The following is a 17570-nucleotide window of genomic DNA, read 5'->3' as shown; positions in this document are numbered from 1 at the left end:
CCATGCTGCCCTGTGTTGGGATCGCTGTCACCCCGTCAACGAACAGGGGCTGGTGCGATCGAGTGATTCCCAGTGGATGTGGGTCGCATCGGCCTGATGCTCGAGCATGTCTTCGAAGCAACGCCCAAAGGCGATCCGCTCCACAGGCCAGCTGTGGCGGGCATGCACCGGGCGCTCCAGGGTTTCATCCACCCCGGCGAAGGCCACCACCAGCTCGGCGTTGAGGCGCTGCAGCGCCGCGCCATCCAGGCCGCACAGCGGGCTGCTGGCATCGATCCGGTGCATTCCCGTCCAGATCAGCTGGAAGGCGATGCTTTGATCCCGCTCCAGAGCCAGGGGGAGCAGGCGACGCATGCGATGCCCTTCGCTGCTCACTTCGTCGACGGCCAGGAAGGCGCGCAGGCGGGCATCGAGCAGACCATTGCGACGTTCATTGGCGAGTCGGAACACCAGGGTGGGCACGCCGTTGTAGGCATGCACCACCGCCAACTGGGAGAAGCGGATCCGGGCCGTGCTCCGGGCGAAGCGCGCAAAGGCAAGCCCGGTGGTGAGGGCGATGAAGAGCAGGCCGCAGAGCGCCTCCACGGTCACCACCAGGTTGGTGTACAGGCTGATCGGATGCATGGCGCCATAGCCGATCGAGCCCAGGGTCTGCACGCTGAAGAAGAACGCCTCAGCCCAGCTCAAGCCAGCCGCCCTGACGCCGGCGATCCCGGTGGGGTCGAGGCGATAGAGCACGGCAAACAAGGCGTTGATCGCGCCATAGGCGACGGCGACCAGGGCGAGGAACACAGGCCATGACATCGCCAGGGCCTGCAGGTAGGGCTCGCGCCAATGCTGCAACCAGCTGCCCCGCCGCTCCGTTTCGAGGATGCCGCGATGGCGCCTCAGACGCTGACTTCGGCCCATCCGACGCTGCCCACTCCATCTAGATCTCAACCCAGACCTAGCGCCGAGATTGACATCACATCACAGTGATACTACAAAAATGGTTAACCTTTTGATCCCGGCTTTTCCCGCCATGACCCAGGCTTCCTCCAGTGGTGCCTCCCTTCCGGACTCGGTGCCCAGCCCCTCACGCCGTCAGCTGCTCAATTGGCTCAGCTTCGGCGCCGTTGGTGGCGTGGCCCTCGGCACGCTCTATCCCGTGCTGCGCATGCTGACCCCCAGCCGGGAGGCGTCTGCGGCAGGCGGCGTCCTCGCTCGCAACGCCCAGGGTGAACCGATCGCTCTCACCGGTTGGCTCGCCGCCCATGACGTTGGCGATCGCTCCCTGGTGCAGGGGCTCAAGGGCGACCCCACCTATCTGATCGTCACCGGTGAGGAGGCCATCGGCAGTTACGGCCTTAATGCGATCTGCACCCACCTGGGCTGCGTCGTGCCCTGGGATAGCGGTGCGAACCAGTTCATCTGCCCCTGCCATGGCTCCCGATACGACGACACGGGCAAGGTGGTGCGCGGACCGGCCCCCCTCTCCCTCGCCCTCAACCACGTGCAGGTCGACGACGACCAGGTGCGCCTGACGCCATGGACGGAGACCGATTTCCGGGATGGCAGCGCTCCCTGGTGGATCTGAGTCGGGCCCTTCAGGTCGCAGGATTCCTTCCGATTCAGGGGAATGTCAGGAAGCGCATGTCTGCATACCTTTTGGGTATCGCTGATTGTTCATGTCTGATTCCCCTGCGACCGTCTCCACCAAGGTGTTGATCGTGGGCGGTGGTGCCGCTGGCATCACCGTGGCCAACCTCCTTCGCAAACAGCGTCCTGCGCTGCAGATCACGATCCTGGAGCCGAGCAGCGATCACTTTTATCAACCCGGCTGGACCCTGGTGGGCGGCGGACTGATGCCGGTGGAGCGCACCCGCCGCAATGAAGCGGATCTGATTCCCAAGGGTGTGACCTGGATCCAGGCGGCGGCCAGCACGTTTGATCCCGACCAGAACGCGGTGATCACCGATGCAGGTCAGCGCATTCAATACGAGGCCATGGTGCTGGCCACCGGGCTGCAATGCCGTTGGGACTGGATTCCCGGCCTGGTGGAGAGCCTCGGCCGCAATGGCGTCTGCAGCAACTACTCCAATCGCTACGCCCCCTACACCTGGGAAACAATCGAAGCCTTCCAGGGCGGCACCGCGATTTTCACCATGCCCGGCACCCCCGTGAAATGCGGTGGGGCGCCCCAGAAGGTGATGTACATGGCCGATGACCGCTTCAAGAGTCGCAGCGGCGTGGGGGTGAACACCAAGGTGATGTTCTGCACCGCCACCGCTGGCATCTTCTCGGTGCCCGCCTATGCCGCCACGCTCCGGCAGGTGGTGGCCCGTCGCGGCATCGATGCCCGCTTCCGCTGGAATCTCGTGGAGGTGCGCGGCGAGAAGAAAGTGGCGGTGTTTGAGGTGACCCCCGAGGAGGGCGAGCCCCACCGGCAGGAGCTCCATTTCGACATGCTCCACGCCGTGCCGCCGATGACGGCACCGGAGGTGGTGGCCAACAGCCCCCTGGCTGGCGAGGGCCCCGGCGGATGGGCCGCAGCCGACAAACAGACCCTGCAACACCCGGGTTGGCCGAATGTGTTCTGCCTCGGCGATGTGGCCAAGCTGCCCACCTCAAAAACCGCAGGGGCGGTGCGTGGTGAAGCTCCGATTGCCGCAGCGAACCTGATCGCTCAGCTGGAGGGGCGTCCGCTGACGGCTCACTACGACGGTTACACCGTCTGCCCCCTGATCACGGGTTACAACCGGACCCTGATGGCGGAATTCAACTACGAGAACAAGCCGGTCAGTTCCTTCCTGGTGGATCCCACCAAGGAGCGCTGGAGCATGTATCTGATGAAAACCAAGATGCTGCCCTGGCTCTACTGGAATCGGATGCTGCCGGGCGAACCCCACGAGGCCCGCTACCTCAAGCCGTTCAAACCGCTGGTGCATGCCATGGGGCTCGACTATCGCGAACCGAAGGCCACGGCGGGCCACTCCTGATCGGCATGGATCCGGCGGAACTGCGACGTCACTACGGATCGGCGGCCCTTCGCCGCCGCGATCTCGCGGATGACCCGATCGCCCAGTTCCGCCTCTGGTTCGAGCAGGCCCTTGCCGCTGAGCTGCTCGAACCCAACGCCATGGTGCTCAGCACCGTGGCGGCGGATCAGCCGAGCAGCCGCACCGTGCTGCTCAAGGCCTATGACCAGCGCGGTTTTGTCTTCTTCACCAACAGCAGCAGCCGCAAAGCGAGGCAGATCGCTTCCAATGGCCGGGTTGGCCTCCTCTTTCCCTGGTATGGCCTCGAACGCCAGGTGGAAATCCAGGGTGAGGCGTCGCCCATTGCCCTCCTGGAGACCCTGGCTTACTTCCGCTCCCGGCCTCGGGGCAGCCAGCTGGGTGCCTGGGTCTCCCAACAGAGCTCGGTGATTTCCGGCCGCCAACTGCTGGAGCAGCAGCTGGCGGCGATGCGGCAGCGGTTTGAGGCTGGTGAGGTGCCCTTGCCACCGTTCTGGAGTGGCTATCGGGTGCGTCCGCAGACGATCGAGTTCTGGCAGGGGGGCGCCGATCGCCTGCACGATCGCTTGCGCTACCAGCGCGAGGGCGAGACCTGGCACGTGGAGCGACTCGCCCCCTGAACACAGAGCCGATCCGACCAATCCCTAGATGCGTTCATGCCGGTAAAGGCATACCATGGGTTTGTCCAGTGGATCACCCTCCTCCCATGGCCGATCGCGTCTTCCAGTTCCGCCTACGCAGCGACCACCCCGCGCCGGACCGTCAGACCGAAGCGTTGGTGGTGGAATTTCTCAATGCTGAGGGGCAGTGGGAACCCCAGGATCCAACCCTCACCACGCCCGGTTTTCGGCTTTTCCTGCTCTCATTGGTGCTCTGCCAACACTTCTATCTCGTGGCCAATGCCCGGGAGATGGAGCTTCCCCTCCATCGCGTCGAAGGCGAAATCAAGGTCACGACTGGCGAAGACTGGATTCTGACCGCCTTCCAGGGTGACTTCCGCATCAGCCTCGACCCTGCGGCCAGCCCAGACGATCGCGCCAAGGCCGATGCCGCTGCCCTTGATCACATCCGCCAGCGCATGGCCCTCTGCCCGGTGTCGCGCAACCTGCCTGGCAGCGTGCAGAAGCTCACCAGCCTCTGCTTGAGCGAGGGGAGGGTGCCCGCCTGAGGGTCTGTGGTCGGGGCCGCCGATCCGTGGCTATGGATCAGGGTGGTCGCCTCCACCGGCATGCCCCGCTCGTCCTTCCTGGTGATGCTGCTGGCCCTGGGCATGGCGCCCGTGGCCGCCCAGCCGAGCCGCGGTCTGCCGCTCAGCGCAGGCCAGTCGATCCTGGAAGCGGATGCGGTGCTGGTGTCCTCAGGCTGGCGTCCGCATCCGATTGGTCCGGCCTTGCCCCTGGATCAGGAACGGGCCGGCGTGCCTCTCACCAGCCTGTCGGCCTGCTCCGGCACCGGCGCCGGCTTCTGTCGCTTTGACTATCGCCGCAACGGCCGCCAACTGTCGGTGGTCACGATCCCTGCCCCAAACACGCCGTCCTCAGGGGAACGCATCGGCGGTGTGGTCGAGCGCTGGTGGGTCGAGCGGGTCGTGGCTGGATCGCACTGAGGAGAAAGCTCAATTGAGGAGACAGCCTCAGCTGATCGCCCCCGTGAGCCGCACGGTTCCCCAGAGATCAAACACACAGAAGACCACACCGATCACGATGATGTCCCAGGCGCGGTGACGCACCGCCCAGGGGGCGAGGAACAGCTCGGCGACGCCGTGGAGTGCGGTGCCGATCGCCACGTGTTCGAGCACCAGCAAGCCGTGGGCGAGCAGAAACATGGCGCTGGCGACACAGCGCATCACCACTTGCCAGGAGCCTGCCACCGTCGTTCGCCAGAGCCGTATCAGAGTGCGGAACCTTAAGACCAGCGCAAGAGGCTTGTCTCCAGGGCACCGTCCGCTTTCAGATCCAGCCATCGCCCCCCCGGATCGTCCGGCCGTCCCAGTGGACAGGGCTGCACCGCCTGAAACGACTTGAGGGTGGAGGGACAGGCGAGCAGAGCCACATCGGCCCGGCCTGGCAAGCGCCCCTGCCAGTGCTGATGGATGTGGCCGAACACCACCGCCTTCAGCGCCGGCGCCCGTTGCAGAAGGCTGATCAGCGCCTCGCCATCACGCAGACCGATCCGATCCAGACCGGGGTCACCGATCGGCAGCGGTGGATGGTGCAAGGCCACCAAGGTGGCGGTGCTGGTGTGGCGCGGATCGTTGAGCCGTTGTTCCAACCAACTCAATTGCGGCGTTCCCAGGCCGCCACCGCACTGCCCTGCCAGATGACTGGACAGCAAGAGCAGCCGGCCCTGGCCGCGGACAATCTCCGCCGGTCCCACCATGGCCTGGCGCCCCAGGGCAGCGCGCAGCAGCGTCGGCTGGTCGTGGTTCCCGGCGACCAGGGCCACCGCCGTCTCGGCGGGAAGATCGGTGAGGGACTCGCGCAGCTGCCTGTAGCCGCCCCAGCTTTCGTCCTGACAGAGATCGCCCGTGACCAGCAGCAGGTGGGGCCGGGTCTGCCGCACCTGGGCGAGGGCCCGTTGCCAGAGGCTGAGGGCGGGGCGCTCACGCACCAGCCCCTCGGCATCAGCCAGGAGATGGGGATCGCTGAGCTGAAGGATGCGCATGCTGTGGGGCGCCGTGGCCTGCAGCCATTGTCGCCTCCTCTCATTAGTCGTTACTGTTGAGAAGACTGGTGCGTGGCCGATGCCTTCAGGATCGACGTCGGCTCGTCTTGAAGAGCCCCTGGAGCGTGGACTGCATGAGGACGGGCGCCGTCTGACGCCGCAGCGGCGTCGGATCCTCGATCTGTTTGAACGCATCGGCTCCGGCCGGCACCTCAGCGCTGAAGACGTGCACCAGCAGCTGCTCGAAGCAGACGCTCGGGTGTCGCTGGCCACGATCTACCGCACCCTGCGTCTGCTCGTAGAGATGGGCTTCCTGCAGGAGCTGGAACTCACCGACGCCGGTCGCCGTTTCGAGCTCCGTTGCGACGACCATCACGACCATCACCATCTGGTGTGCGTGCGTTGCGGACGCACCGAGGAATTTGAGAGCACACCGGTGATCGAAGCCGGCCAGGAGGCTGCCCGTTTGTTTGGCTTCGACCTGATCGAATCGAGCCTCAACGTGCGCGGCATCTGCCCCGACTGCCGCAGCTGAGCTCAGCTGCCTGGATGGTGCTCACAAGGCATCCAGAAGCTGCCCATGCGATGCACCCCTGTGCAGCCGAGTTTTTTCGCTTCCGCCTCCGCCTCCTCCCGAGTGGGGTAGGCCAGCATGTTGGCCTCACCTCCAGTAGCTGCGCCCTCGGGGCCGGGGTGATGGCCCTGATGGTTGTGGTGCCCGCCCTGGCTGCCACCCAGATGCACCAATCCCATGCCCTGGGGCCCGGCTGTCCATACCCCCATCGTGTTCAGCCCCACGGCAAGCAGGCCCATGCCCACCACGGAAAAATTGATCACCCCCATCGCCACCACACCAATGGAGACCACCCCCATCGGCACGATGCCGATGCACACCACTCCCATGGGCACGATGCCAATCGAAATCGTGCCCAGCGGGGCGATTCCCACAGCAAAGCGTTTCGGCTTGCTGCCGCAGTGGGCCGGCCCCGGGGTCTCCATGCTCAAGTCGGTGTTCGCTCCATGCTCTCAGCTCAAGGCCCCACCGCAACTGGAGCCATGACCGGCCGTGCAACCGAAGCAGTGCGTCGCCACCCGAATCGGCTCCCCCTCCAGGTCGCCGACCTGATCGAGCAGATCACTGAGGTGGCGGTGGCGTCCGCCCAGCGGCAAGCCCAGCTGCTGGTTGAAGTCGCAATCAAACAGCTCCCCCTTCCAGTTCACACTGATCAAACCGCGGCACATCACCGCCTCGAGGTTCTCGGGCCGATGGGCCTGCTGGAGCCGCTCGAGGTAGTCGTCGAGCGCACCACGATGGGCGAGATCGCGGGCGAAGCGCTCGATTGGCATGTTGGTGATCGTGAGCAGGCGATTGAAACGGAGGCCGTAATCACGGGCGAGGGCCTCGCGGTAGTGGGCCTCCAGGCTGGCCTGCGCCGGCGGCAGATTGGCACCTGAGGGGTTGTAAACAAGATCCAATCGCAACGGGCCGGTGGGATCGCCGTAGCCGAGGTGATTGAGACGCTGCAGGGCCTCGATGCTGCGCTCGAACACACCATCACCCCGCTGCTGGTTCACCCGTTCCGCCTCTGTGCAGGGCAGGGAGGCCACCACGTGCACAGCCTGATCGGCGAGAAAGGCGGCCAGATCCTCCTGGCCCGGTTCCAACAGGATGGTGAGATTGCAGCGATCGATCACCTGCCGCCCCAAGGCCCGGGCCCGCCGCACTAAGGAGCGAAAGCGGGGGTGCAGCTCCGGAGCGCCGCCGGTGAGATCCAGGGTTTCGACGCTGGGATGGGCCAACACCTCGAGCACCTGCTCGATCTGGGCCTCCGCCATCGCTTCGGTGCGCCACGGCCCGGCGTTGACGTGGCAATGGCTGCAGCTCTGATTGCAGCGGTAGCCGAGATTCACCTGCAGGGTCTGCAGCCGACGGCGCTGCAGGGGCGGGAACAGACGAGACGTCGAGGAGCAGGTCAGCGGGCTGCTTGAGGCGCTAACGCATTCTGGCGAACAACAGAGAGGCCCGACCTAGGGCCGGGCCTCTGGTTCATGGTGCTGTCGATGCAGCGGATCGTTGTGATCGTGAACCGTGAAATCTTGTGTGAACAATGTGTGGCGGAGTGGCCGGCGAAGGGCCCTGGGGCCATGACGTTTCATGGTGGGAAGTCTTATTCACCCGGGGGCACCTAGGGCGATGCATCGGGACTCAGCAGAACCGTCCAATCGCAGGGGCTTTGTTCAGCTGAAGACTTCAGAAATCAAGTGAGACTGTTGGAGCAGGGTCCGAACACGTCAGCCAACTCCTCGTTGCTGGCGGGGTGGAGTGTCATCCGACATAGGAGCCTCCGAATCAGTGATCTCAGTGTTGATCAAGGGCCCTGATCCAGCAACCGGCAAGGGCGAGATCCGCCGATTTCTTCACTCAGCTTCAGGTCTCTTCACGGTTGAGCAGGGCCACCGTGAGGCCATCCCCCTGGGTCTGCAAATAGGCATAGCCCTGGCCATCAGAGCGCAAGATCGCCACATAGGCGTAGGTCACACCCTTGGCGTCCTGTTGGCGGATGCGCCCCAGGCAGCCGTCCTCCTGGGTGAAGCGACCTTGATAGGCCGCGACCTCGGCCTTGCCGCCATAGGACGACACCGCCAGGCCAGCCATGCCCCAGTTCGACCACACCTCCCGCTGGATCACGGCATTGGCCACCCAGTTGGCGCCCTCGGCATTGAAGCCCTGTTGATCGCTGAGCACGGTGCCTTCGAGCGTGGTGGCGGTGCAGGCCGTGTCGGGCTGGTGAATCCAGCGCTCACTCACCACCGTGTCTGCGGCCATGGTGAGGCCCACCCGGGGCCGACCGACCTGATTGAGCAACAGCTGGCTCGACGGCCCGGCATCCCCTCGGCTCACCGTCGCCCCGCAACCACCCAGGCTGGACCAGCGGCCCTCATAACTGGAGGCGCTGTAGCTGCGACCCACGCGCAGAAAACGACGACCGCGCACGGAACCATCCGCCTGCCAGGTTTCCAGATTGAGCCGCCCCACCGGCACACCGGCGCGGCTGCCCCGCGCCACCACCAAATACTGACCGGGCTGCGGTGCGGCACAGGCCGCAGGCGGCTCGGCGGCTTTGGCCAGCGACAAGGCGAGGGCAGGTGCCGCGAGTGCAGAGGTGAGCGGCAGCAGGCGGAGCGGCAGCACTAGGGCATTCTCCTCAGGACGTGAAGCCAAGACCGAGGCAACTGTGGCCCATATCGCGTCGATGCCAGAGCACACGCACCCGACGTCGATGTCCGAAGTGGCCCTGGTCGTCTTCGAGGCTGAGGTGGCCATGGCTGGCGCGGGTCGGTCCCAGATCGGCATCCAGAACGATGCAGGCCCCCTCAGGGCTGAGTTCACTCAGCTCGCCCTGCACACACTCCCAGCAGCTGTCGTCGTCGGCATCGCCGCTGTCGGGACCGACCGCCAAACAGAGACTGGCGTGCCGAGGCAGCGACAGAGGTGGATGAGCCTGTCCCATGGTGATCACCCCCATGTCGCCTTGATTTCAGTCTGGAAGCCAACGACGCTCCGCGTCCACAGGATTGGATGAGGCTTTGGTGAAAATGCCGCAGCCCAGCGCCGGATCGCGACAGGATGGCCACGCTGAGATCCCCTTCGGATCATGAAAGCGGGCACCCTTGTGGCGATCGGAGTGGCCTCCACTCTTCTCGGTGCCCTGGTGGCGGCAGCCCAACCCTTCTGGCGGGTCGCACAGAACTCTGATCGCCAAGCCAGCAGCATCGAGTCGTTGGCTTGGCTCCTGCCGGAACCTCCTCCCCAACCACCCCCGTTGGCGGAGATCGCCGTCTTCCAAGCCGACCAGGTGCAGCAGCTCAGCCGCGATGACGGCAGCACGGTGTCGGTGGGGTATTCGAGTGTGATCCTCGATCCCCGCTGGGTGGACCTGGAATTCTTCGGCGGCTGGAACCGGGAGTTGGAGGCGAATCGGGATGCCGAGGCCCTGCTGTTCTTCACCGGTCCCACTTTTGAAAAGGGCCATCCGAACGAACCGCTGGGCATGGTGCTCCATGGCGATTTGATGTTGAGCGATGGCATCCGCCGGGCCGGCAATCGAGCCGCTGCCTCCGAGCGTGCCTACATCGCCGTCACCGAAGCGGGAGAGCTGCGCTACGGCTTTGGTGATCTCACCCCCGAGCGCCAGCAGCGCTATCGCCTTTTCATCGGTGGGCTCCATGCCTTCGCCCATCCCAACTCAACCCCGCCCAGCACCTATCGCGGCGTCTATGGCCCGATGCGTCTGGCCGACGTGCGCATCCTGTATGGCTTCCGGCCCGATGGTCGCCTGGAGGTGATCGAAACCGACGATGGCGTCTTGTTCGATGACCTGCACCGCTTCGTGCAGGCCCGAGGTTTCTCGGCGGCGTTTCTGCCCGACCATGCCTCCAAGTCGCGCCTGATCGTGCCGGGCCGCAGGCTGTGGAGCGAAGAGCAGGCGGTGTGGGTTAGTGGCGGCAAACCGTCGATCACCGCCCTGCCCTTCATGATGCGGGTGCTTCCCCGAACCCTCAGTTCCGCCTCCGCGCGAACGCCAACGTCTTGAACCAGTTCACGTAGGCCTCTGGGCCACCGGGTACGCAGACATCGAAGCGGAGCGGATCCTCCGGATCGCTGATCCCCGCCAACGATCCATCGGCGAGAGAGGGGCGATCCACCTCGCCACCGCTGCTGTCGACAAGCACGACGCGGTTGGGCTGGCCATAGCTCTCACCGAGTTCCTGCAGCAGGGTGAGAAAGCCGCGATCGCTGCCGCCACGCAGCCAGCCCGACCCCTGCGGACAGGGATGGGAGGTGACCGTGTCACCCACCCCCACCAGATGGGGCATCTGATCAAGCGGGATGTGGCGATGGCAGAGATCGAGCAGGGCCGCATGGTCGTGGGGGGCGCAGCGCACGTTGAACTCAGCACCGAGGGGAGCCTCACCGGTGCGGGCGGCGATATGGCGATTGATCAACACCAGCAGCCCCACCTCCTTGATGGCGCCGCGCAGCATGAACTGAATGTCGGTGCTGCCCACATCCCCAGGCTGGGCCGGCTTGAGACGCTCCTGCCCCTCCGCATCCCGGCCCAGGTTGGGCGCCACATGCAGAAAGAACGACTCCGCCAATCCCGCCGCCGCCGCCCGGTCCATCAGGGTGACCATCACATCCGCGAGCATCGTCTGCAGCTGACGTTGCCGCTCCACAGCGTCGGGGAGCCGGGCGAAGAGGCTGTTCAGATTGATCGTGGGTGAAACCTGGGTGTCGAGAATCGCCCGCTGAATCTCCAGCTGCAGCTCCCCTTCCCCCAGCTCGGGCAGCAGCGGCGGCAACTGCTCGGCAAGAAGCGCCGCCATCGTGGCAGGCACAGCGGCGAGAAAGGTCATTTCCGCTTCACTCACGCCCGGATGGCTGAGGCTGCCGTAGCGATCCTGCAGCTGCACACCACCGGCGGCGAGGCCGGGGAGGTAGAGGCCATCGCGACCGGGACGCTCCCGATCACCCAGGGCCTGCTCCACCAGGCGATTCACGCCACGGCGCCCCTCATGTTCGCCATTGGTGAGCACATTGAAATGGCCATGAAGATCCGCTGCTGCCTGCACATAGTCAGCCGGGAGCTTCCGGGTGAGAGGGTCCTGCACCAGGGGCATGCAAACCCCATCGAGGTCCTGAATGATCAACAGATCGGGGCTGGCGGCGAGCTCGTCGTGCAGCTGGTTGAGACTGAGGGACTGCATCGGCTTCAGCGCGCTCCCATGGCGATTTGATAGGCCGGTCGCTGCTGCACGGCGTCAATCACGGCCTGGATCCTGGGATAGGGGCTCAGATCGATGTCCGGGAAAAAGATCGGCAGGTAGGCCAGATAGGCCTGCACAGCGCAGTCAGCCGCACCCCAGCAGCGCCCCACCAGAGGCCGATCGGGATCGAGCTGCTCATTGAGCACCCCCATCAGACGGGGAAAGTCCCGCTCCCGGTTGCTGGGTACAAACAGGGCGATCGCCAGGGTGGCATTGGCAAACAGCAGCCACTGGCTGGTGAGGGCCCGCTCCGCCGCGGTGGTGATGTCGTCGCTGTGGCAGTCGGCGAGATGGAGCAGAATCGCGCCGCTTTCGAACAACGTCAGCGGCTGGCCATCGGCCCCCTGCACCGTGGTGTCCACCAGGGCGGGCAATTTGCCGAAGGGATTGATCGCCAGAAACTCCGGTTGACGCTGCTCCTGGGCCTGGAGATCCAGCTCCTCCAAGCGGTACGCGATGCCCTTTTCCTCCATGTACCAGCGCGGCATCGAAGCGCGGGTGCGCGGCCCGCCGTAGAGCGTGAGCGTCATCGGATCGCTGCGTAGGGTGTCGAGGGATCATGGCCCCGAGGCCCCAAGTGATGCCAGCACGATGCAGACCTCGCTGAAGAGCAACACCTTCTTCCCCCGCAGCCTCGACGCCGAGCTGGTGCGTCAACGCATCCGCGAGCTGGAGGTGGGCAAGGTGGGCTTCTACAGCGTGGGGCTCTACCCGGCCTCCCTGGCCTACAACTGCGCCATGCAGCAGGAGAGCGAAGGCGATCTGCTGCTGGCGGCCCGCCCCGGACGCAGTCTTCTCGGTGCCTTCAACGCCGACGCCCTCGCCGGCATGGATCCCGACCATGTGGCCGCCGTGGAGCGGATGGCGAGCCACGACGCTGGTGCAGGCGAACGGCGCCCCAATTCCCTGGCCGACCTGCTGCAGCGCTGTGAGCTGGTGGTGCTCAGTGCCAACAGCAACCACGTGGAGGATGACCTGCAGGAGGCCTGCCGACTGCGGGAGGAGCTGGGGCGAGAGCAGGTGGTGCTCGCCTGCCTGGCCGGATCCTTCAGCCATGACCACATCGCCAACGAGTCGTATGTGCTCTGCGAGAAGGTGCCGAACCTGGCCTTCTTCTCCGGCTTCCACCGTCACGGCGCCCTGCGCAACCCACTCGACAGCTTCACTGCCAACTTCTGCCATCCCAATGCGCTCACCGCCCTGCTCGGCGCGCGCATGCTCGATCGCCTCTCCCCCAACATTCAGGTGTCCCCCGGCGTCCACAACGTCGAAGGGCAATACATCAAGGCGGCAAAAAACATGTCGTCGGTGTTTGCCGGCTTCGGATACAGCTATCACCAGCAAAATCCGGGGGTCTTGCCGACCCTGCTCACCCTGCTGCTGGATCAATGCCTGGATCAGGCGGCAACCGTGTCGATGGCCCGGCGGGATCGTCAGCGGCTCTACAACCGTCAACCGTTCGCCCTCACCGAACTCGGCTATGGCGTGCAGCGGATCGAAGCGGCGCTGGTGCGGGGCGGAGATATGGAGAAGGTGCGCGACCACACCTTCGCCCAGCTCACTGCCATGGTGGCGGATGTGCGCGGCAGCATGATGCTGCCGGTGTCGGGGAAACCGACGCGCAATTTCCAGGCCGGACAAGTCTTGGCGGATCGGATGCGTGAGGTGCAGCGCTGCCCCCACGCGATGGAAGAGGTGGAGGACTGGTGTGAACAGGCCGGTCTGCGCAAAGGCGGACTGGAAGGGCTGAAGGCGCTGCGCTATTGGCCGCAGATCGTGCGCAACTACGCCATTCCGGTGCATGACGCCTCGATGGTGAACCTGCTCTACATGGCGATCTACGGCAAAACCTCCACCAAGGAGGTGGCCTTCTCCGTGATGACCGACAGCCGGGAGCTCTCCAACTACTGCCAGGAATCGGTGCGTCCCACTCACAGCCGCCGCTACGCCGAGGCGCTGCAGAACCTCCACCAACCGGAGGCGATGGATCTGGTGGTGAATGCGGTGATCGCCGATAACGCCCGTCGCCTGATCCGCGACGACAGCAGCCTCGAAGAGCTGGACGCCGCCACCGAACCACCCGCCTACCTGCGGGCGATGAATGTGATCGAAACGGCGCTCTGATGACAGCGCTCTGAGGCCGGTGCTTCTCAGCTGGTTGGCAGCTCCACCACCGCATCGGCGATAGCCCGGTAGGGATCGGGATCGCAACTCATCACAATCACCTGCAGCCCCCGTTCCGCCGCCTGGCGGAGCATGGTGAGCACCGCCTGCAGACGCTGCGGATCGCTGTTGCTGAAGGCGTCATCGAAGAGCACGGGCAGACATCCGTCGTGGCCCTGACGCAACACATCGGCGATCGCCAGACGCAGAGCCGCGTTGAGCTGCTCGCGCAGACCACCACTCAACGCGGCAAACGGCAACAACAGCCCATCCCGTTCCAGTCCCAGATCGCCAAGGCCATCTTTGGCGGAGTAACCCAGGGCGGTGCGTGCTCCCTCAGGGCCGAAGAGGGGGGCGAGAACGCGATCCATGCTGCGTCGCAGCGGCACCGTGTAGCGGCTGGAGAGATCGCTGCGCGCCCGTTGGAATTCCTGCAGCAACAGCTGTTGCGCCTCCACCACCAACCGCTCACTGCGCTCCCGCGCCTCCGCCTGCTCCAGGCGGGCGGCAGCTTCCTCCTCTGCTGCATAGGGATCGGCATCACTCAGCGCCAAGCAGCGTTCCTGCAATCCGCCCCGCTCCCCGCTGAGCTGTTGCAGGCTGCGTGCCAGACGCTGCTCCTCCGCCTCCAGGCGCTGCAGCTCAGCTTCGGCCTCACGCACCGCTTCACCCCCACCAACCTCGCTTGGTACGCCCTGAGCGCTCTGGCGCAGGGCGTCCTCCTCGCGCCGCAGCGCCTCTAGGGCGGCATCCAGCCGGGCCAGATCCCCGCACTCCTCCACCAGGGTCTGCTGCTGCTTGGCGCCAGAGGCCTGCTCCGTCAGCAGCCGTTCCCGTTGCAGCTGATGGCTCTGCAAGTCCTTTGCGGTCTGGGCCAGGCGCGCCTCCGCTGGCTCCCGTTGGCCCTGCAGGCGCTTCCAGCTCTCCTGCACGGTCCGATAGTTGATCCGGCACTGCTCCAGAGCCCGATGCAGAGCGTCGGGTTGCTGCGCGAGCTGCTCCAGCTGGTCATCAAGATCAGGTTGGTCATCAGCAATAGGTTGGTCATCAGCAACAGCCGTGTCCTCCTCCTGGAGCGCCGCCAGCCGCTGGCGCAGGTGCTGCAGTTCCGTCTCGAGGTCCTCAGCTGGCGCAACCTGCTGCCACTGCCCCTCAAGCAACCGTTGCTCGGCAACGAGACGCAAGCGCTGCTGCCACTGGGCTTCGGCCTCCTCAACACTGGCAAGGTCATGGCGCTCAAGCATCTGCTCCAGCTGGTGCTGCCGTTGCCGGCGTTCCCGTTCGAGCGCCTCCAGGTCCGCCCCTCCCCCAGGCGTCAGCTCCAGCTCCACGCCCTCGCCAACGGTCAGGCCGAAGGGTTGGCTAAGCAGACGTTCCTCCCCCACCTGCAGTGCTGAGCCACCCAGCGCCACAGGCGTGGAAGCGCGCAGCAGTCGCACCCGGGTGGCCATCGCCTCGCGCCGGATCCTGAGGGCCTCCAAGGCCTGACGCTGCTCCTGCAACGCCTCATGCTCCGAGGCGCTGAGGGAGCGGCAACGCTTCAGCTTCTCCTGCAACTGCTGGCGTTGGCGATGCAACGCCTGAACCTTCATCCGACGATTCTCCAGCTCACGGCAGCGCTGCTCGAGACCGGCTCGCTCTTCCAGGCGTCGCAAGGCCTGGCCGCGTTGCTCGAGAGCCTGGCGTTGCTGCTCAAGCGCCTGCAGCTCCGTGTGTTGGTGCCGGCAGGTCTGGCTGGCTTGGTGATTCTCCTGCTGCAACCGTTGCAGGCCCAGCTCCAGCTGGCGGAGGCGCTCCGCCTGGCTGTGCGCCTCCGTCTCCAGGCGCTGCAGGCTGCTGCGCTGGCGTTCCAACTGCTCACGCCGCAGCCGTAACGGTTCAAGGCTCTGCAGCAGGCTGATGCGTTGCTTCTGGCTGCGGATCCGGTCCTGCAGCGCGGGCAGTTGCTGGCGTTCGATCGTGTCGATCTCCTGCACAAGCCGATCAAGCGCTTTACCGCTCTGCTCAAACCGCTCGCGGGTCTCGATCGCCGTCTCCAACGCCTCTTGAGCCGCTGCGCAGCTCTGTTGGCATTGCCAGAGCACGCTGTTGGTGCGCACGCCACGGCTGGTCAACGAGGCCTGCACCAGACTTTCGAGCTGGTCGTTGACGCGTTGATCCAGGGGCGATTGCAACGCCCCCTCCGCCTTCGCCTCCAGCGCCTCAATCAGGGCCGCCAGGGCGTAATGCTCCGCACCCTGAGCCAACAGATCGCGCCCGGCCTCACCCTGCATCACCCAGAGATGGGCCCAGCGGCCTGGCAGTTGGCGGTTGGCCTGGCGACTGCCGAGACTTTCCGACACACCGAGTAACTGGGCGAGGCGATCTTCCGCATCCCCCCCCTGAAGCACGTCCTGCCCGGCTGTGCGCAGGGATGCGGTGCCACTGGCGCCACTGAAGCGTTTCTGGAGCGTCCAGGCCTGGTTCGCCGCCTCAAAGCCGATCTCCACCTGGGGGTGGCCGGGGTGTTGCTGCGAGCGCAGAGCCTGAATCGGCGCCCCGGTGGCGTTGGCACGCAGAAACAGGGCGCGATGCATCGCCTCCACCAGGGTGCTCTTGCCGCTCTCATTGGCACCGGCAACCAGTGTCACCCCGGAGGCAAACGCCAGCTCCAGCTGGCGGTGGCGACGCACACTCTCGAGCCGGCAGTGGGTCAGGCGCATGGCGCCTCCTGGGCGTTGCGCTCCTGTTCCGTGAGCCGATGCAATTCACAGAGGGCGGTCTCCAGACGCTCAACCTCGCCTGGCTCGTCACCGGCCTCGAGGCCCTGGCAGAGCTGCTCGGCCACGGCCCGGATCAGGGGGCCCTCAGGGCAGTCCCGCAGGGCCAGGAGCTCATCCGCCTCAGGGCGGCGATGGCAGTGACCGCGCAGACGCAGATGCAGCAACGCCTGGCGCAGCTCCTCCAGACGCTCACCGAGCCGCTGATGGTCCGCAAGGCCGAGCTGCCCTTCGAGCTCGAGCCGGAGCAGGTCCCGCCCAACGCGCCGACCGATGCGGTGCTCGAGCCATTGATCCAACCGGTGCAGATCGGCGGCGGAGCGGAGGCTGATCCGTTCGTTGTGCCAGCGCAACGACGCCGTGGGCAGGGGGGTCACGGCCGGCCTGGTGCCCCGCGCCAGCTCCACTAGAAGCACCTGACCACGTTGGTCATCAGCAGTCCGGGGGAAGCGGTCCGGCTCCGGAGTGCCGCTGTACCAACAGCGATCGCTCACCGCATGCAAGGCATGCCAATCGCCCAGGGCGACGTAATCGATCTCCTCCTGTGGCAGACGCTCCAGACGCAGCCGGTTGCTGTCGCTGCGGCGCCCGGCATTCGCGGCGGTGAGGTCCGCATCGCTGGCGCCGAACCCCTGCACGGAGCCATGGGCCAACACCACACGACAGCGATCGGCAGGCAGCTGACTCCAGTCGAACGACTCCAGCCAGGCGGTGGGGCTGTCGCTCTCGTGCTGACGCAGTAGAGGGCAGGGCAACACCACCAGGTCGCCGATCTCGACAGGACGACGTTCCAAAAGCAGGTGCAGATCCGGGCAGCGCCGGGCCATCTCCCGTTGCACGTCACCGCGCCGCCACAACCCCCCGGCGCCACCATGATCGTGATTGCCAGGGATCACCAGCACCGGGCAGGGGACGGCAGCGATCGCCTCCAGCACCTCCAACACCGTGGCGGTGGGCACCGCCGCGGAATCAAACAGATCACCGGCCACGAGCAGCACCTCTGGCCTGTGCTCCTGCGCCAGAGCGCTGAGGCGCTCGATCATGGCGATGCGCACCTGCTGCAGACGGCTGCGTTTGGCGGTGTCCTCCACCCAGCGGAAAGGCTTACCGATCTGCCAGTCGGCCGTATGCAACAGACGGGGCAAGGGCAACGTCGGCT

Annotated in this window: 19 protein-coding genes; 8 read left to right on the top strand and 11 right to left on the bottom strand. The window is 65.7% G+C overall.

Features of this window, described 5'->3' with window-relative positions; genetic code table 11:
- Positions 1 to 27: 27 nt before the first annotated feature.
- Positions 28 to 909: an ion channel gene (locus SynWH8101_RS06655; RefSeq protein WP_130129085.1), complete on the bottom strand. Its 882-nt coding sequence runs from the start codon at positions 907 to 909 to the stop codon at positions 28 to 30.
- A 112-nt stretch (positions 910 to 1021) separates the two neighbouring features.
- Between SynWH8101_RS06655 and petC the strand changes: the two genes are divergently transcribed.
- The 5 genes from petC to SynWH8101_RS06630 all read left to right on the top strand — a co-directional run bounded on the left by petC (position 1022) and on the right by SynWH8101_RS06630 (position 4602).
- Positions 1022 to 1576 carry a cytochrome b6-f complex iron-sulfur subunit gene (gene petC, locus SynWH8101_RS06650; protein WP_130129084.1) on the top strand — a complete coding sequence of 185 codons (555 nt, stop codon included), beginning with the start codon at positions 1022 to 1024 and terminating at the stop codon, positions 1574 to 1576.
- 91 nt (positions 1577 to 1667) lie between these two features.
- Complete coding sequence (locus SynWH8101_RS06645) at positions 1668 to 2978, top strand: FAD/NAD(P)-binding oxidoreductase (RefSeq protein ID WP_130129083.1); 1311 nt, start codon at positions 1668 to 1670, stop codon at positions 2976 to 2978.
- A 5-nt stretch (positions 2979 to 2983) separates the two neighbouring features.
- Entirely contained in the window at positions 2984 to 3616 is a 633-nt protein-coding gene (gene pdxH / locus SynWH8101_RS06640; RefSeq protein ID WP_130129082.1) for a pyridoxamine 5'-phosphate oxidase, read from the top strand.
- An 86-nt stretch (positions 3617 to 3702) separates the two neighbouring features.
- A complete protein-coding gene (locus SynWH8101_RS06635) occupies positions 3703 to 4164 on the top strand; it encodes a hypothetical protein (RefSeq protein ID WP_130129081.1) in 462 nt (153 codons plus the stop codon).
- Positions 4165 to 4224: 60 nt separating this feature from the next.
- The gene (locus SynWH8101_RS06630) at positions 4225 to 4602 is read left to right on the top strand and encodes a hypothetical protein (RefSeq protein ID WP_130129080.1); all 378 of its coding nucleotides are present in this window, start codon (positions 4225 to 4227) and stop codon (positions 4600 to 4602) included.
- Between the two features lie 27 nt (positions 4603 to 4629).
- On the opposite strand, the gene SynWH8101_RS06625 is transcribed toward SynWH8101_RS06630, so the two are convergent.
- Positions 4630 to 4866, bottom strand: coding sequence for a hypothetical protein (locus SynWH8101_RS06625; protein ID WP_007102556.1), 237 nt, complete (start codon positions 4864 to 4866; stop codon positions 4630 to 4632).
- Between the two features lie 35 nt (positions 4867 to 4901).
- Positions 4902 to 5660: a metallophosphoesterase gene (locus SynWH8101_RS06620; RefSeq protein ID WP_130129079.1), complete on the bottom strand. Its 759-nt coding sequence runs from the start codon at positions 5658 to 5660 to the stop codon at positions 4902 to 4904.
- Positions 5661 to 5739: 79 nt separating this feature from the next.
- On the opposite strand from SynWH8101_RS06620, the gene SynWH8101_RS06615 reads away from it, so the two are divergent.
- Positions 5740 to 6195, top strand: coding sequence for a Fur family transcriptional regulator (locus tag SynWH8101_RS06615; RefSeq protein ID WP_130129078.1), 456 nt, complete (start codon positions 5740 to 5742; stop codon positions 6193 to 6195).
- 2 nt (positions 6196 to 6197) lie between these two features.
- On the opposite strand, the gene SynWH8101_RS06610 is transcribed toward SynWH8101_RS06615, so the two are convergent.
- The 4 genes from SynWH8101_RS06610 to SynWH8101_RS06595 all read right to left on the bottom strand — a co-directional run bounded on the left by SynWH8101_RS06610 (position 6198) and on the right by SynWH8101_RS06595 (position 9172).
- Complete coding sequence (locus SynWH8101_RS06610; RefSeq protein ID WP_130129077.1) at positions 6198 to 6659, bottom strand: hypothetical protein; 462 nt, start codon at positions 6657 to 6659, stop codon at positions 6198 to 6200.
- A gap of 27 nt (positions 6660 to 6686) precedes the next feature.
- Positions 6687 to 7637: an arsenosugar biosynthesis radical SAM (seleno)protein ArsS gene (gene arsS, locus SynWH8101_RS06605; protein ID WP_370587026.1), complete on the bottom strand. Its 951-nt coding sequence runs from the start codon at positions 7635 to 7637 to the stop codon at positions 6687 to 6689.
- Between the two features lie 451 nt (positions 7638 to 8088).
- Complete coding sequence (locus tag SynWH8101_RS06600; RefSeq protein WP_130129075.1) at positions 8089 to 8883, bottom strand: hypothetical protein; 795 nt, start codon at positions 8881 to 8883, stop codon at positions 8089 to 8091.
- Complete coding sequence (locus SynWH8101_RS06595) at positions 8867 to 9172, bottom strand: hypothetical protein (protein WP_165380945.1); 306 nt, start codon at positions 9170 to 9172, stop codon at positions 8867 to 8869. The genes SynWH8101_RS06600 and SynWH8101_RS06595 overlap by 17 nt, the downstream gene beginning before the upstream one ends.
- A 144-nt stretch (positions 9173 to 9316) precedes the next feature.
- On the opposite strand from SynWH8101_RS06595, the gene SynWH8101_RS06590 reads away from it, so the two are divergent.
- The gene (locus tag SynWH8101_RS06590) at positions 9317 to 10255 is read left to right on the top strand and encodes a hypothetical protein (RefSeq protein WP_130129073.1); all 939 of its coding nucleotides are present in this window, start codon (positions 9317 to 9319) and stop codon (positions 10253 to 10255) included.
- On the opposite strand, the gene stpA is transcribed toward SynWH8101_RS06590, so the two are convergent.
- Both stpA and SynWH8101_RS06580 read right to left on the bottom strand, forming a co-directional pair.
- Positions 10221 to 11429, bottom strand: a complete 1209-nt coding sequence (gene stpA, locus SynWH8101_RS06585; RefSeq protein WP_130129072.1) for a glucosylglycerol 3-phosphatase — start codon at positions 11427 to 11429, stop codon at positions 10221 to 10223. The two genes, SynWH8101_RS06590 and stpA, sit on opposite strands and share 35 nt — an antisense overlap.
- 5 nt (positions 11430 to 11434) lie before the next feature.
- Positions 11435 to 12019 (bottom strand): glutathione S-transferase family protein, encoded by a 585-nt coding sequence (locus tag SynWH8101_RS06580; protein WP_130129071.1) that lies wholly within the window; start codon positions 12017 to 12019, stop codon positions 11435 to 11437.
- 61 nt (positions 12020 to 12080) lie between these two features.
- Here SynWH8101_RS06580 and SynWH8101_RS06575 point away from each other — a divergent pair, with 61 nt between their 5' ends.
- Complete coding sequence (locus SynWH8101_RS06575; RefSeq protein ID WP_130129070.1) at positions 12081 to 13613, top strand: hypothetical protein; 1533 nt, start codon at positions 12081 to 12083, stop codon at positions 13611 to 13613.
- 26 nt (positions 13614 to 13639) lie between these two features.
- Here SynWH8101_RS06575 and SynWH8101_RS06570 read toward each other — a convergent pair whose 3' ends face one another.
- Both SynWH8101_RS06570 and SynWH8101_RS06565 read right to left on the bottom strand, forming a co-directional pair.
- On the bottom strand, positions 13640 to 16354 hold the full coding sequence (locus tag SynWH8101_RS06570) for an AAA family ATPase (protein ID WP_130129069.1): 2715 nt from the start codon (positions 16352 to 16354) through the stop codon (positions 13640 to 13642).
- The gene (locus SynWH8101_RS06565) at positions 16345 to 17562 is read right to left on the bottom strand and encodes a DNA repair exonuclease (RefSeq protein WP_370587018.1); all 1218 of its coding nucleotides are present in this window, start codon (positions 17560 to 17562) and stop codon (positions 16345 to 16347) included. The genes SynWH8101_RS06570 and SynWH8101_RS06565 overlap by 10 nt, the downstream gene beginning before the upstream one ends.
- Positions 17563 to 17570 lie beyond the last annotated feature (8 nt).

This window comes from Synechococcus sp. WH 8101 (assembly GCF_004209775.1).
Taxonomy (GTDB): Bacteria; Cyanobacteriota; Cyanobacteriia; order PCC-6307; family Cyanobiaceae; genus Synechococcus_C.
This window is presented reverse-complemented; position numbering and strand designations above follow the sequence as displayed.